This window comes from Streptomyces sp. NPDC059452, from assembly GCF_042750035.1.
Classification (GTDB): Bacteria; Actinomycetota; Actinomycetes; order Streptomycetales; family Streptomycetaceae; genus Streptomyces.
In genome coordinates, this window is record NZ_JBHYVE010000018.1 from 1 (window position 1) to 14,816 (window position 14,816).

The following is a 14,816-nucleotide window of genomic DNA, read 5'->3' on the forward strand; positions in this document are numbered from 1 at the left end:
CCACCCAGCCCGCACACCCCCATCATCCCCACCACCCCACCCCCACGGAAGAACGCACTCCCAAGTCACCCAGGCACCCCACAGAAACCAAACCCGAGGCCAAAACCCGGAACCAACCAGCCGTCAGTCCTCGCCGCGGCGCTGACGGCCGCTCAAGACCACCCCGAGCTGAACGCGTTCAAAGCGTCTGCCAAGGTGTAACCGTGAAGGCGCTACCGCTTGAGGGGCGTCCTGTTCGGGTTGTGGTCCTGAGGGGTGGCGATGAGGAAGAGCGGGCTGCGCGGGTGGCGGGGTGTCCTTGCGGGCGTAGCGGCGGCTGTGATGGGGCTGGGGGCCTGTGCCGGTCCGGGGCAGTACTTCGAGGGGACAGGGATTCGCGACGCCACGGTGGGTGAGGTCGCGGGAAGTTGGGGGAACATCGAGGACACCCGGCTGACGCTCCGCCGCGACGGCACCGCCGACTTTCAGCACCTCGACGGCCAGGACTTCGCCTTCGACGACGGATGGCGGGTCTCCGGCACCGGGACGTGGGAACTGACCGACGGCGACGCCGGGCAGGTCGTCCGCCTCGCCATGACCACCCGTACCGCAACCGGGACGCGGAGCGACGCGAACTCCGTGGACGCCTCGGTATCCGCGCCTGCGACGTACCGGTGGAGTCTGCAGGTGGACCGCGACCAGCACGACGCGTTGCACTTGTTCTTCTTCGTCGGCGATCCCGACGCCGGGAGCACGTACGTGCTGACGCGGGGCAAGGCACGGAACACCACGGCCGGTCGGTAGAGGCCGGGTCAGCCTCAGGGCGCACACGGTCTCCTCCAGTCGGCTGATCCCCCGTGGCCAGGGCGTTTTTAGGATCGTCACCGGGGGGCGGTGGCCCAGAGGCGCGGCGGGTTCCCTCGGCAGGGAAGAAAATGATCAGCGTGTGCGGGTGCGTTGCGCGCGTGTGGAGAACGGACCGATAGACCCGTGGGCAACGACGACATGACACTGCTGGATGTACTGCTGGGCGCGGTCCGTGAGGTTCCCGGGCAGGTCGTCGTCCATGTACGCGGCGACGGCAGCGAACTGACCGTCACCCTGCGCGAACTCCTCGACGATGCGCTGCGCGTGGCCGGTGGCTTCCGGGAGGCGGGCGTCGTGCCGGGGACCTGTGTGCCGTTGCTGGCCGACCGCAGCGAGGACTTCCAGCCGATGTTCTGGGGTGCGCTCGCCGCCGGGCTCGTCCCCGTACCGCTGGCTCCCGATGCCCGGCGTGTTCTGGCGGTCTGGGAGCACCTGGGGCGGCCGCCCGTCGTCGTGGACGCGGCCGTCTCGTCGGTGGTGGGTGAGCTCCCCGGTCGAGCACGTTCCCTGACGCTTGATGTGCTGCGTGAAGGGCCGGTGCTGCGGGAGCCCGTCGGCGTCGGGGCGGACCAGGTCGCGTTCGTGCAGTTCTCCTCCGGGAGCACCGGTGCGCCCAAGGGGGTGGAGGTCACCCATCGCGCGGTGCTTGCCAACCTGGAGCAGATGCGGGGTGCGTCGGGGCTCGACGCGGACGACGTCGTGGTCAGCTGGATGCCGTACTTCCACGACATGGGGCTCATCGGTACCCACCTCGCCCCACTGGCCGCCCGCGCCAAGCAGGTGAAGATCGGACCACTGTCGTTCGCCAAGCGGCCCCGGCTGTGGTTCGAGGTGGCGGACCGGCACCGGGGCACCGTGCTCTCCGCCGCCAACTTCGCCCTGGCGCTTGCCGTGCGGCGGGTTCCCGACGAGGTCGTCGCCGGGCTGGATCTGTCGGCCGTGCGGCTGATGCTGGTGGGCGCGGAGCCGATCGCGCCTGCGGTGTGGCGGGACTTCGCCCGCAAGATGCGTCCGGCGGGGCTCGACCCCTCGGCGGCCCAACCGGTCTACGGGCTGGCGGAGGCGACGCTCGCGGTGACGTTCCCGCCGCCGGGCGAAGTGGCCGAGCCCCTCGTCCTGGACCGCGCCTCGCTGAGCCGGGGGGTGGCCGTGGACGCCGTGGCGGACGAAGGCGCGGGAGTCGTCGAGCTGATGGACGTCGGGCTTCCGGTGGCGGGCTGCGTCGTACGGATCGTCGACGAGGAGGGTGCGGATCTCGGTGACCGGCGGGTCGGGCACATCGTGGTGAGCGGGCCTCAGCTGGCCCGTGGTTACCACGGCCTGCCCGGTGTGAGCGCCGACGTGTTCGCCGACGGGTGGCTGCGTACCGGCGATCTCGGGTTCCTGCGGGACGGGCGGCTCTGTGTCACGGGGCGCCACAAGGACGTCCTGTTCCTCAACGGGCGTACCTTCCACGCCCCGGACATGGAAGCGGTCGCCGCGGCGACCCCCGGGCTGCCTCCGGGCGCTCCCGCGGTCATCGGTTCGACCGATCCGGTGACCGGTGGGGAACGCGTCGTGGTGTTCGTTCCCTGGGCCCGGCCGCCGCACGGGGCTCAGGACGTACTCGAACGGGTCGCCTCCCGGGTGCGCGAGGCTCTTCTCCACGACGATGTACGGGTGTTGGCCCTGGCTCCGGGGGCGTTTCCCCGTACGACGAGCGGGAAGCTTCAGCGGCAACGGCTGCGGGAGCGGTTCGAGGCGGGTGACTGGGGGCCGGGTGGCGGGCCGTCGGCTGTTCGCGTGGGGGCGGAGGGTGCCCTTACCGGTGAGCCGCCCGCAACCCTTGGTGGTTCCGCCCGCCCTTTCCCCCCGGACACTGCCGACTCGGTGACCGGCGGGCCGACGCCGGTACCCAGCCGTTCCGAGCGGGCTGCCGCTCCTCGTACGCGGGCGGAGACCGAAAAGGTCGTACGGGAGGTATGGGCGCGTGTGCTCCGTCTGCCCGCGCCCTCCATCGGGCGGGACGTGCCGTTCGGGAGCCTCGGAGGGACGTCTCTGCGGGCCATGGAGGTGCTCGTCGAGCTGGAGGACGCCTTCGGTGTGACGCTGCCTCCGGCGGTGATCCGTGACCACGGCACCGTCGCCGCGCTCGCCGGACATCTTCTGACCATTGTCCCAGTGGATTCCTCTGCTCCGGCGCGTTCCTCTCGCCCCGCCCGTCCGTCGTCCGCCCCCGGGGGCGAGCGGCCCGGAGGAACAGCCGGGAGCGGTCCGGGCCGCTCCTCCGGTACCCCTGCGGCGGCCGTCCTCTCGATGGCGTGCCGCTTCCCCGGTGCCGACACGCCCGAGGCGTTCTGGGACCTGCTCAGCGACGGGTACGACGCCGTCACCCCCGTACCGGAAGGGCGGTGGGAGGGTGGGGCGGCAGCGGCCCGGAAGCGCTGGGCGGCCCTGCTCGACGGGCCGGACCGTTTCGACGCCGGCTACTTCGGTATCGGCGAGGACGAGGCCCGCGCGCTCGACCCGCAGGCGCGGCTCTTCCTGGAACTCGCGCACGAGGCCCTCGAACGGGCCGGTTACGCGGGGCCCCGCCGACGCGGCCGCAGGATCGGCGTCTTCGCGGCCGTCGGGGACAGCGGCTACCGGATTGTTCTGGATCGCGCCGCCGCGGACGGATGCCCCGTGCCCGGCACCCTCACCGGGAACCTGCCCAACCTCATCGCCGCCCGGGTCTCCCAGAGCCTCGATCTCGACGGTCCGGCCCTCGCCGTGGACACGGCCTGCTCCTCGGGGCTGGTGGCCCTGCACCTGGCGCGGCGCAGCCTCCTGGACGGTGAGTGCGATCTCGCCGTCGTCGGCGGGGTCAACCTCCACCTGACCTCCACCGGTCACCGTCTGCTGGAGGAAGCGCAGGCACTCTCCCCCACCGGCCGCAGCCGCGCCTTCAGTGCCGAGGCCGACGGCTTCGTACCCGGCGAGGGGGGCGCGGCCATCGTGCTGGCGCGCCTGGACGCGGCCCTCACCGCCGATGACCCCGTGCTCGCGGTGGTCCGGGGGACGGCCGTCAACAACGACGGCCGGTCGATGAGCCTCATGGCGCCCAACCCGCTGCGGCAGCGCGAGGTCATCACCCGGGCGTACGAGGCAGCCGGTGTCGATCCCGCCTCGGTCTCCTATGTGGAGGCCCATGGCACAGGTACGGCCGTGGGTGATCCGATCGAACTGCGGTCGCTCGCCCACGCGTTCCCGGAGCGGGGCAGCGGCGAGCCCCGGCTGCTCGGTTCGGTGAAGACCAACATCGGTCATCTGCTCAACGCGGCCGCTCTGCCCGCCCTGGTGAAGGTCGTGCTGGCCCTGGGCCACCGCAGGCTCCCTCCGTCGTTGCACCACGCACCACCCGCACCGGGGCTTGCGCCCGCCGGGTTCTCCGTCGTGACCGAGGCCCGGGACTGGGTCGCGTCCGGACCGCTCGTGGCGGGCATCAACGCCTTCGGTTTCGGCGGGACCAACGCGCACGCCGTCCTCGAACAGGCGCCGCCCCGTGCCCCGTTCGAGGGCGTCGATGCCGGGCCGTCGCCGCACCTGCTGACCCTGTCGGCCCACAGCGAGGCCGGACTGCGGGAGGCGGCAGCGCAGTTGGCCGCTCACCTGGACGGACACCCGGAGCTGGAGGAAGGGGATGTCTGTCTGAGCGCGAGCACGGCCCGGGACGACGGCCCCCACCGGCTCGCCGTCGTCGCGGACGGTGATCTGCGTGATCGGCTCACCGCACCGGCCGCACGCATCGAGGGCATCGCCCGTTCCCGGCCGCGCGTCGTCTTCCTCTTTCCCGGGCAGGGCGCGCAGTTCCCGGGCCGGGACCGGGCCCTCTACCGTACGGCGCCGATGTTCCGCGACACCCTCGACGAGGCGTCCGCGCTCCTCGGGCCCGTGAACGGGCGGCCCCTGGTGGACTGGGCCCTGGACGCGGGCGTGGACCCCGCCGACCAGGCCGCGACGGAGGTCGCGCAACCGTTGCTCGTCGCGTCCGGGGTGGCGCTCGCCCGCCAGTTGCGGGACTGGGGCGTGGAGCCCGACGCCGTCGCCGGGCACAGCGTCGGGGAGCTGGGTGCCGCCTGTGTCAGCGGGGTGCTGTCCCTCCAGGATGCCGTACGGTTCGCTGCCGAACGCGGCCGTCTGATGGGCGCGTTCACCGAGCCCGGCGCCATGCTCGCCGTCCGTGGGGATGAGCAGGCCGTCGCCGAGGTGGTGGCCGGGGCCGGTGGTGCCATCGCCGTGGCCGCGTACAACGGTCCGGGGCTCCAGGTCCTCTCCGGATCCGTCCCCGTCGTGGAGCGTGCCGCCCGCGAGCTCGGTGCCCGGGGTGTTCCCGCACGTCGGCTGCGGGTCTCCCGTGCCTTCCACTCGCCGCTCATGCTTCCGGTCGCCGACCGGCTCGCCGACGCGGCACGCACGCTCGCGCTCCATGCCCCGTCCGTCGCGCTGATGAGCACGGTCACCGCAGAGTGGCAGCCGGTCCTCGGCCCGGAGTACCTGCGTGACCATGCCCTGCGGCCGGTGCTGTTCGGGGCCGCCGTGGAGCGTATGGCCGGGGAGGGGTTCGACACGTTCGTGGAGATCGGGCATGGGGCGACTCTGTCGGGGGCGGCCCGCGCGGCGGCGGGGGGCGCTGCGACTCCGAATCCGACTCCGGCTGCGGCTGCGGCTGCGGCTGCGGCTGCGGCTGCGGGGGGACGGTCTGCGGAGGTGCGGTCTGCGGCGGATCCGGGTGGCAGCGGTGCCGGGGGTCGGAGTACGGCCGTACCGGCGGACGGGGGCGGTGCCTCGCGTGAGCGGGTGATGGTGATACCTGCCCTGCCGGGTGGTTCCGGCGACCGGTCGCTGCGGAACGACGGGCGCGGGGCGCTCCTGGAGACCATCGGGCGGTTGTGGTCGCGCGGTGTGCCGCTGGACCGTACGTCACTCGACATGGGTCACCGCCGGGTTCCGCTGCCGCCCTATCCCTTCCAGCGTCGGCGGTACTGGGCCGATCCGTCGGGGAGCCCGTTGCTTCACCGGGTGGTGTGGGAGGACGCCGCTCTGCCGGGGGTGGGGGTGGGAATGCCGCTTTCCGTGCCGCGTTCTGTGCCGACTTCCGTGCTGCTGACCGGTCCTGACGCCTCCTCCGTCGCCCGGCTCGGCGGGCAGCTCTCCGCCGCGGGCATCCGCATGCACACCGAAGGCGCGGAGCCGCCGGACGCCGTGGTCCTGGTGGCCGGGCCCGCGCCCGCTCAGGAGGACGCCGATGCGCTCGGCCGGGCGCAGGATGCCGCGCAGGCCGCCTTCGGGGAGGCCCTCGCCCTGCTCGACGAGGCACGGGCGGGCCGACTGGTGGTGTTGACGGAGGACGTCCATGCCACGGGGGCCGCGCCCGAGCGGCCGCAGCCGGCCCATGCCGTGCTGAACGGGCTGCTGCTGGCTCTGCCTCAGGAAACCCCGGGCTGCTCGGCCATCGCCGTCGACCTCTGCTCGCTGGACACCCCCGCCCAGCGGCTGGACGCCGTACTCGCCGAACTCCTGGCAGACGCCACACCGGGCCGGTCCACCACGGTCGCCTGGCGCGCGGGCCGCAGACTCACCCGTGGCATCGCACCCCTGGCGGTGAGTGGTGCGGCGCCCCCGCTGCCCGCCGACGGCACCTTCCTCATCACCGGGGGCGGCGGCGGGATCGGGGGCGCGCTCGCCCGGGACCTGGCCGGACGAGGCCGCCCCACCCTCGTACTCGCCGGGCGCTCGCCCCGGCCCCCCGCCGGGCTCGTCGAGGAGCTCCGCGCACTGGGCGCCACCGTCCACTACCACGTGGCCGATGTGACGGTGGAGCAGGACGTCGACGCACTCCTCTCCCAACTGCCGCGCCTGGACGCTCTGTTCCATGCGGCGGGGGTCGTTCGCCCCGGCACGCTGCGGAAAAGAAGCGCGGAGGACACCGCCGAGGTCCTGGCCGCCAAGACCCGGGGCACTCTGCTGCTCTCCCTGGGGCTGCGACGGCACGGGCTCCGCCCGGCGGTCTGTGTGGCGTTCTCCTCGGTCTCCGCCCTGCTCCCCGGTCTGGCGGGCGCCCTGGGCGATTACGCCGGTGCCAACGCCTTTCTCGACGCGTTCGCCGCGTCCGAGCGACGGGCGGGGCAGCCGTGGCAGTCCGTGAACCTCGCCGCGTTCGCCGGGACGGGCATGGCCGCCGCACTCGGTACGGGGGCTGCGCCGGGCTCCGCCCCCGTACAGCAGGCTGGAAGCCGACCGGTCGCCACGGCTTCCGCGCTGGCGGCGCTCCGTACGGCTTGGGCGGTCGACGCACCGCAGTTGCTGCTCGCCGATCTGTCACCCCCGTCTCCGGATGACCTGGCGCCAACGCCCTCGTCCACGCCCACGCCCACGCCCACGCCCACGAACGTGCGGACCACCGGCATCGGTACGCGTCCAAGGACGGGGCCAGGGCCGGGGCCGGGGCCAGAAACAGACACCGCCGCATTGTTGCGTCGGCTCCTGGCCGACGCACTCCGGCTGCCTCCCGCCGAGATCCCCGACGACGAGCCGTTCCTCTCCCTGGGGCTCGACTCGCTCGCCGCAGTCGACCTCGTACGGCAGCTCGAACGGGAGCTGGGCTCCGCACTGCCCGCCACGCTCTTCTTCGAGTACCGGACCGTCCGCGAACTGGCCGCCCACCTCGACGCCCCGGCCGACCCGCCACCCGCGCCCCCGGTGGCCGCCTCCCCCGTCGCCGACGGAGTGCCGTTCCCGCTGACCCCGGTCCAACTGGCCCTCCACACCAGCAGTCGGCTCCACCCGGACCTCCCGGCCCACGGCTACGTCCGCCAGACCGTCCAGGGGCCCTTGGACGGCGAACTCCTCGGGCACGCGCTCACCGCACTCGCCGCCCGGCACACCATGTTGCGGGTCCGCATCGAGGACAGCGCGGACGAGAACAGCAGGGACGGCAGGGACCGCAGGGACAGCAACGGCACGACGGGACCCCAGCAGTACGTCGCGCCTCCCGACCCGCTCTCCGCCTGGTACGAGGTGCGGGAGTGCCCCGGCCGTATCGAGGACCTCGAAACCGCCCTGCGCAACCGGCCGTTCGACCTGTCCGCCGAACCGCCCGTACGCGCGGTCCTCGCCCGGGAGAGCCCGGACCTGGCCCATCTCGTGCTGGTGATCCACCATGCGGCCGGGGACGGTTACAGCCTCAACGTCCTCGCCCAGGAGCTCTGGGGGCTGTACACCGCCCTCGCCCACGGGCAGCCCGTTCATGGGCGGGAGGACGGGTGCGAGCCGCCGCTGCCCGTGCTCGGGACCGACTTCGCGCGGTACGCGGCCGCTGCCGCCGAGGAGCGGTCCTCCACGGCAGGCGCCACGGCCCTCGCCGCCGACCTGCGCTACTGGTCACAGCGACTGACCGGCCGGGGCGATCCACTGCGGCTGCCGTACGACGGTGATCCCGACGCCCTCCCGGCCGCTCCCCTGGCCGCCCATCAGAGCGCCCTCGGCCCGGCGCTGACCACCGCACTGGAGGAAGGCGCCGCCGCTCACGGTGTCAGCCTGTTCCACCTGCTGCTCGCCGCCCAGGTCCGCTGTCTGGCCCGCTGGAGCGGACAGCGTGAGATCGCGGTGAACGTCGCCCGTGCCCGGCGGGACGGTCGGCTGCCGGGTCTGGACCGGCTCGTGGGGCCGCTGGCCGACACCCTGCCCCTGTTGTGCGCGACCAACCCGGACGAGTCGGTGTGGGCCCTGGCCGAGCGGATCGGGCGGGTCTGGCTGGAGAGCGAGCGGCATGCGGCGCCCACCAGCCTGGATCTGGCCCGGCTGCTGCCGTCCGGTCTCCCGGGCGCCGGGCCCCGGACCGTCAGCCCGGCCGGTTTCAGCTTCGCCCGATTCCCGGCCGCCCTCGACGGGCGGTGCCCAGTGACCGTACGGCCGACCGCGGCCGGGACGGGCACCCCCGCGACCCGTCTCAGTCTGCTGTGCTGGCAGGACGACACGACTCTGCGCTTCTCGTGGAACTTCCCCGTCCGCCTCTTCGACCCGGCGACGGTGGCCCGTCTGGACCGCGACTTCCACGACGAGCTGAGCACGCTTGTCACTGCCCCTGCCCCTGCCGACAAGGCCGGCTTCGCCACCATCGTGGAACGGCTGCTCGCCCGGTTCCGGGCCACCCCCGACGCGATCGCCGTCGACACGGGCACAGGCAGGGGCACGGGCACAGGGATTCTGACGTACGGGGAACTCGACCGTGCCTCCCACGCCCTGGCAGCCCGCCTCCTGGCCTCCGGTGTCACCCCGGGAAGTCTGGTCGGGCTCCTCACCGAGCCCGGTGCCGACGCCGTCGTCTCGGTCGTCGCCGTCCTGCGTGCCGGTGCGGGCTGGGTGCCGCTCGATTCCGGCCACCCCGCCGCACGCCTCGCGGACCAGCTCGCCCGCTCGGGCGCCCGTACGGTGCTCTGCCACGCGGCCACCCGGGCGGTGGGCGAGGCCCTCGGTGACGTCACCCTGGTGTCCGTCGATGCGCCCGAGTCCGCCCCGCAGCGGCCGACCGACCCCGGAACGCCCTCCCCGGACCGCCCTGTCGACGCGGACTCGCTCGCCTACGTCATCTTCACCTCCGGGTCCACCGGCCGTCCCAAGGCCGTCCCCATCACCTACCGTTCGATGGAGAACTACCTCGGCTGGGCCATCCGCACCTTCGGGTACGACGAGCGCGACCGGCTCGCCCAGACGGCTTCGCTCTGCTTCGACGCCTCCGTCCGCCAGCTCCTCGCCCCTCTGCTCGTCGGCGCGACCGTGGTGACGGTGGACCGGGACCTCCTGCGCGACCCCAAACTGCTGCTGGCCCACGTCGAACGCACCCGGATCACCGTGTGGAGCTCCGTACCCACCCTGTGGGAGCAGCTTCTCACCGCCTCCGAGGAGCGGGTACGGTCCGGCGCGCCCCGGCCCGACCTGTCGGCGCTCCGGTGGATCCACGTCGGCGGCGAGGCCCTGTCCCCCGCCCACGTACGCCGCTGGTTCGATCTCTTCGGCAGCGGCCAGCACATCGCCAACCTGTACGGCCCGACCGAGGCGACCATCAACACGACCTGCCACATCATCCGTGCCCGGCCCGGTGACCACGTACGCCAACTGCCCATCGGCCGACCCGTCTTCGGGACGGAGGTGGAGGTCGTCGGCCCCGACGGGGAGCCCCGGCAGCCCGGTGAAGCCGGTGAGCTGCTCATCGCCGGGATCGGACTGACGCCCGGGTACCTCGGTGAACCGGCCCTGACCGACGCCGCGTTCACCACCCGGCGAGGGCGGCGCTGGTACCGCAGCGGCGACCGGGTACGGGCTTCCGGGGACGGCACCCTGGACTTCCTCGGGCGCCTGGACGACCAGGTGAAGGTCCGGGGCAACCGGGTCGAGCCGGGCGAGATCGAGGCGGTGCTCCAGACCCATCCGGACATCACCCAGGCCGTCGTCCTCCTCCGGGACGGGCGTCTCGCCGCCTTCGTCACCTCCCGGCCGGGAGCGTCCGGTGCGGATGCCGTGGCGCTCCGGCTTCATCTCGCCGAGACGCTGCCGCCGTACATGCTGCCGTCCCGCATCACCTGGGTGGACAGGATGCCGCTCACGGGCACGGGCAAGATCGACCGCCGTCGGCTGCTCGCTCTCGGGGAGGGCATACCTGCGGAGGGCGGGGAGGAGTCCGTTGCGGAGCCGGGCGGCTTCCCCCGTACACCGCCTCTGACGCCGACCGAGGTGCGGCTGGCCCGGATCTGGTCCGTACTGCTCCGGACCGACGACGTATGCCGTGAGGACGACTTCTTCGCCCTCGGCGGCGACTCCCTGCTCGTCCTGGAAGTGTTCGCCCGGCTGGAGAAGCAGGGCGGAGCCCTCCCCCGGCCGACCGTCATCTACCGCAACCGCACACTGGCTTCCCTCGCGAGCGCCGTGGACGCCGCAGCAGCCGACCCGTCGGTGCGAGAGGCAGACGTCGTACGCCCAGCGGTGACTGACGGGGCCGGGACCGGGGCCGGGACCACGCCCTTCCCGCTCACGCCCACCCAGCGGGGTTTCCTGCTGGCCGAGGCCATCGCACCGGGTACGGCATCGTCCTGGATCACCCGGCTGCGCCTGCGCGGGCCGCTCGACACCGCCCGCTTCCAGAGCGCGGTGGACGCCCTCGTCGCCCGTCATCCCATGCTGCGCACCGTCTTCCCCGCCGGGGCACGACCGGCGGTCCAGCAGGAACTCCCGCCGTCACTGCGTCTGCCGGTCGACTTCGAGACCCTCGCCGACCCGCACGACCTGGAGGACCGGGTCTCCGCCGAACGCGCGCGCCGCTTCGAGCCCTGGGCCTGGCCGTTGCTGCGTCTGCGGGTGCTCACCCTCGCACCCGACGACCACGTCCTCGTGGTCCACGCCCACCACATCATCGGCGACGGCTACAGCGCGGCGCTGCTGATACGGGAGCTGACGACGGTCTACGACGCGCTGTCCCGGGGCGAGGAACCGGCCCTGGCCCCGCTGCTCGGCACCTTCCGCGACCACGCCGCCCGTCTCGCCGTACGGGAGAAGTCGGCCGCCTCAAGAGGCCCTCGCTCAGGTGCCGTTACGCGGCAACCGGGCGACGACGACCGGTGGGCGCGGCTGAGTGCGCCGTACCGTCTGCCGGTGCTGGGTGGTGCGGGCGGCGGGAGTGAGCAGGTGCAGACGGGCCGTCACATGCCTTTCCACATCTACGGGTTCACGATCGAGGCCGGTCAGGTGGCGGAGCTCCGTACCCTCGCCTCCCGTGCCGACGCCACCCTCTACGCCCCCGTGCTCACCGCCTACTACCGGGCGCTCGTGACGGCGACGGGTCAGGCCGACCTGGTGCTCGGTCTCGCTGTGAGCGGCAGGGACCCCTCCCTGCCGGACGCGCACCGGGTGTTCGGCCCCTACGCCACGGCTGTGCCCCTGCGGCCGGCCGCTCCGGGGTCCGGGCGGCCCTCCGCCGCGGGCTTCGAGGACGATCTGCGGCGCGTCGCGGCCGACGCCATGGCCGCGCAGGTCCACGACGGTCCCGTGCCGGTGCTGCCCAGTGGGCTGCCGCTGGCCTCGCAGTTCTTCTTCACCTACCTGGACTTCTCGGCCCTGGGACCGGAAAGCGGGCAGACGCTGACGGTCGGCCGCGAGGACGGCGACAGCGGCGACAGCGGCGACAGCGAGTACACGCCTCCTCCGGTCGGTACGGATGTATTCCTGGCGGTGGGCCTGGACGCTGGTCGGCTGCGGCTCACCTTCCGGGCCTCGGCGGCGGCGTTCACCCCGGAGGGGCTGGCCGTGTTGGCGGAGGGAGTGCGCGACGGTTTGGCGCACGCGGTGGACTCTCCCGTCCCGGCCGTGTCAGCCCCGGAGCGCCGCACCGGGAGCCGGACCGTGCCGAGGCCGAGCGGTTCCCGGCAGGAACAGCGCATGGACGCCGCCCTCATCGGCTACCTGCCGTCCCCGGCCCACCTCGCCCGGCTGGCACGGCTGCCGGAGGCGGCGCTCCCCCGGCAAGAGCTGCGGACCCTGCTCTTCCCCGACGGGCGCCCACGGCTCCTGGAAACCCTGAGCACACCGCTGGGGCGTTCCGGCTTCGTCTGCGCCCCGCTCTTCGCGGACGAACTGGCCCCCGGGGACACCCTCCTGGAGCACACCGTCCGTGGCATGGACCTCGCCGCGTCCCTCGGTGCCCGGTCCGTCTCCCTCGCCGGCATGATCCCCTCACTCACCGGCTACGGATTCGACGTCCGACGTGCCGCCGCCATCAACACCTCCGGTACGACCAGGAACACCATCGCCGTCACGACCGGCCACGCGGCGACCGTCGTCTCCGTCGTCAAGACCGTCCACGCCGCACTCGACGCCACCCGGCAGGAACTGGGGGACCTCACCGTCGCGTTCGTGGGACTCGGCTCGATCGGCTCCTCCTCGCTGGAGCTGCTGCTGAGCCGGGCCCCCAGTCCGCCCGCGCGGCTCCTGCTCTGCGACGTACCGGGCAGCCGCCCACGCCTCAAGGAACTCGCCGAACGCCTCCGCGAACACGGGCTCGCCGATGCCGTCGACGTACTCGAATCGGACCGGGGCCTCCCCGACCCGGTGTACGGAGCCCGGCTGATCGTCGCGGCGGTCAGCGGCGGCGGCACTCTCCTCGACGTCGACCGCCTGGAACCGGGTACGACGGTGGTCGACGACTCGTTCCCGCACTGCTTCGACACGGCTCGCGCGATCGGCCGGATGGGCCGGGCGAAGGACGTGCTGGTGGTCGGCGGCGGGCTGCTGGACATCGGGGCCGTCGAACGGCACGTGGCCGAAGGGCTGCCGGCGGCCGCGGTGGCCGGTTACCTCGCGCAGCCCTCGCTCCCGGACACCATCGCGTCCTGCCGGCTGGAGTCCCTGCTCCACGCCTCCGGAACGGACGTACCGCTCGTGCTCGGCCCGGTCGGTGCGTCCACCGGCCTGGCCTACTGGGACGCGGCGGAAGCCACCGGAACGCGCGCCGCACCGCTCCATCTGCTCACCCACACCATCGATGCGGATACGGTCCGGCAGATCCCGGAGAGGGCGTTCCAGAAATGACAGGGATGACGGGGATAACAGAAATGACGGGATGACGGGGATGACAGGGGTGGCGGGGGTGACGGGGTTAGCAGGGACAGCGGGGGTGAAACGTAAGCCTTGCCGGTTCCTACAATCCACAACCATGACCATGGCTTCGACTTCGACCTCCCTGGCCACCGCTCAGCGTTCCCTCGGCGACCCGGACATCCGCTATCCGCTGTGGCCGCCGCTGACGCGCGGCTGCCCGCAGACCAGCTCGGACACCATGTCGTACCCCGTGGAGATCGACTACGACTACACACGCGTACCGCCCGACTTCCTCACCGGACAGGGGCGTCCCCGCTCGGGCCTGGACCGCTGGGCTCCGCTGCTGCCGCCGCTGGACGCACCCGGACTGGGTGAGGGCGGAACGCCGCTGGTCGAGATCGGCGACGGCGTGTACGTCAAGGACGAGTCACGCAACCCCACGTGGAGCCACAAGGACCGGCTCAACCGCTGCACGGTGAGCGCCGCCCTGGCCTCCGGCGCTCCGGGCGTGGTCGTGGCCTCCTCGGGCAACCACGGCGCCTCCGCGGCGGCGTACGCGGCGCGGGCCGGGCTGCGCTGTGTGGTGCTCGGTTCGTCCGAACTGCCGCCCGCCGTCGCCTCGTTCCTCAGCGCGTACGGGGCGGTGGTGCTGCCCGTCGCGGTTGCGGAGCGCTGGCCGCTGACCGAACGGATCGCCGAGGAGTTCGGCTTCCACCCGGTCAGCAACCTCACGCCGTTCCACACCGGGCACGCCTTCGGGGCCGAGGGCTACAAGACGGTCGCGTACGAGATCGCGGCCGATCTCGGGGAGCCGGGCGCGGTGTTCGTGCCCACCGGCTACGGCGAGTTGCTCTTCGGCATCTGGAAGGGGTTCGCGGAGCTTCACCGCCTGGGCCTCGTCTCCGGCGTTCCGCGCCTGTTCAGCTGCGAACCGGCCGCCGGCGGCCCGCTCGCGGCGGCCCTGCGGCAGGGTCTCCCCGCCACCTGGGTCGATGTGGCGGACACGGAGGCGTACGGCATCAGCTGCCCCGTGAACAGCTACCGCGGGGTGCGCGCGCTCACCGGCAGCGCAGGGCGCGCGCTGACCGTCGACGACGAGGCGATGCACCGCGCGCAGGCGGAACTCGCCGGGCAGGGCCTGTGGGTGGAGCTGTCGTCCGCGGCGGGTCTCGCCGGACTGCGCACGCTGCCGGACGACGAGACCGTCGAGGGTCCGGTGGTGTGCGTCACCACGTCCAGCGGCTTCAAGGACACACGCGTGGGCGAGGACCGCCTCACTCCGGCGGACCCCTCGTGGGAGGCGGTACGGGCGCGGCTGCGGGCGGCGGGGATCCGCAGCTGAGCCGCCCCCGTACGGCCCGCGC

The 14,816-nt window shown here is 73.1% G+C and carries 3 protein-coding genes; all 3 read left to right on the top strand.

From position 1 onward, the window contains the following. Positions 1-261 precede the first annotated feature (261 nt). The 3 genes from ACFW9Z_RS22915 to ACFW9Z_RS22925 all read left to right on the top strand — a co-directional run bounded on the left by ACFW9Z_RS22915 (position 262) and on the right by ACFW9Z_RS22925 (position 14,794). Positions 262-783: a hypothetical protein gene (locus ACFW9Z_RS22915; protein WP_384643882.1), complete on the top strand. Its 522-nt coding sequence runs from the start codon at positions 262-264 to the stop codon at positions 781-783. 201 nt (positions 784-984) lie between these two features. Beyond that, positions 985-13,443: an amino acid adenylation domain-containing protein gene (locus tag ACFW9Z_RS22920; RefSeq protein WP_384644130.1), complete on the top strand. Its 12,459-nt coding sequence runs from the start codon at positions 985-987 to the stop codon at positions 13,441-13,443. 130 nt (positions 13,444-13,573) lie between these two features. Continuing rightward, on the top strand, positions 13,574-14,794 hold the full coding sequence (locus tag ACFW9Z_RS22925) for a pyridoxal-phosphate dependent enzyme (RefSeq protein WP_384644131.1): 1,221 nt from the start codon (positions 13,574-13,576) through the stop codon (positions 14,792-14,794). Positions 14,795-14,816 lie beyond the last annotated feature (22 nt).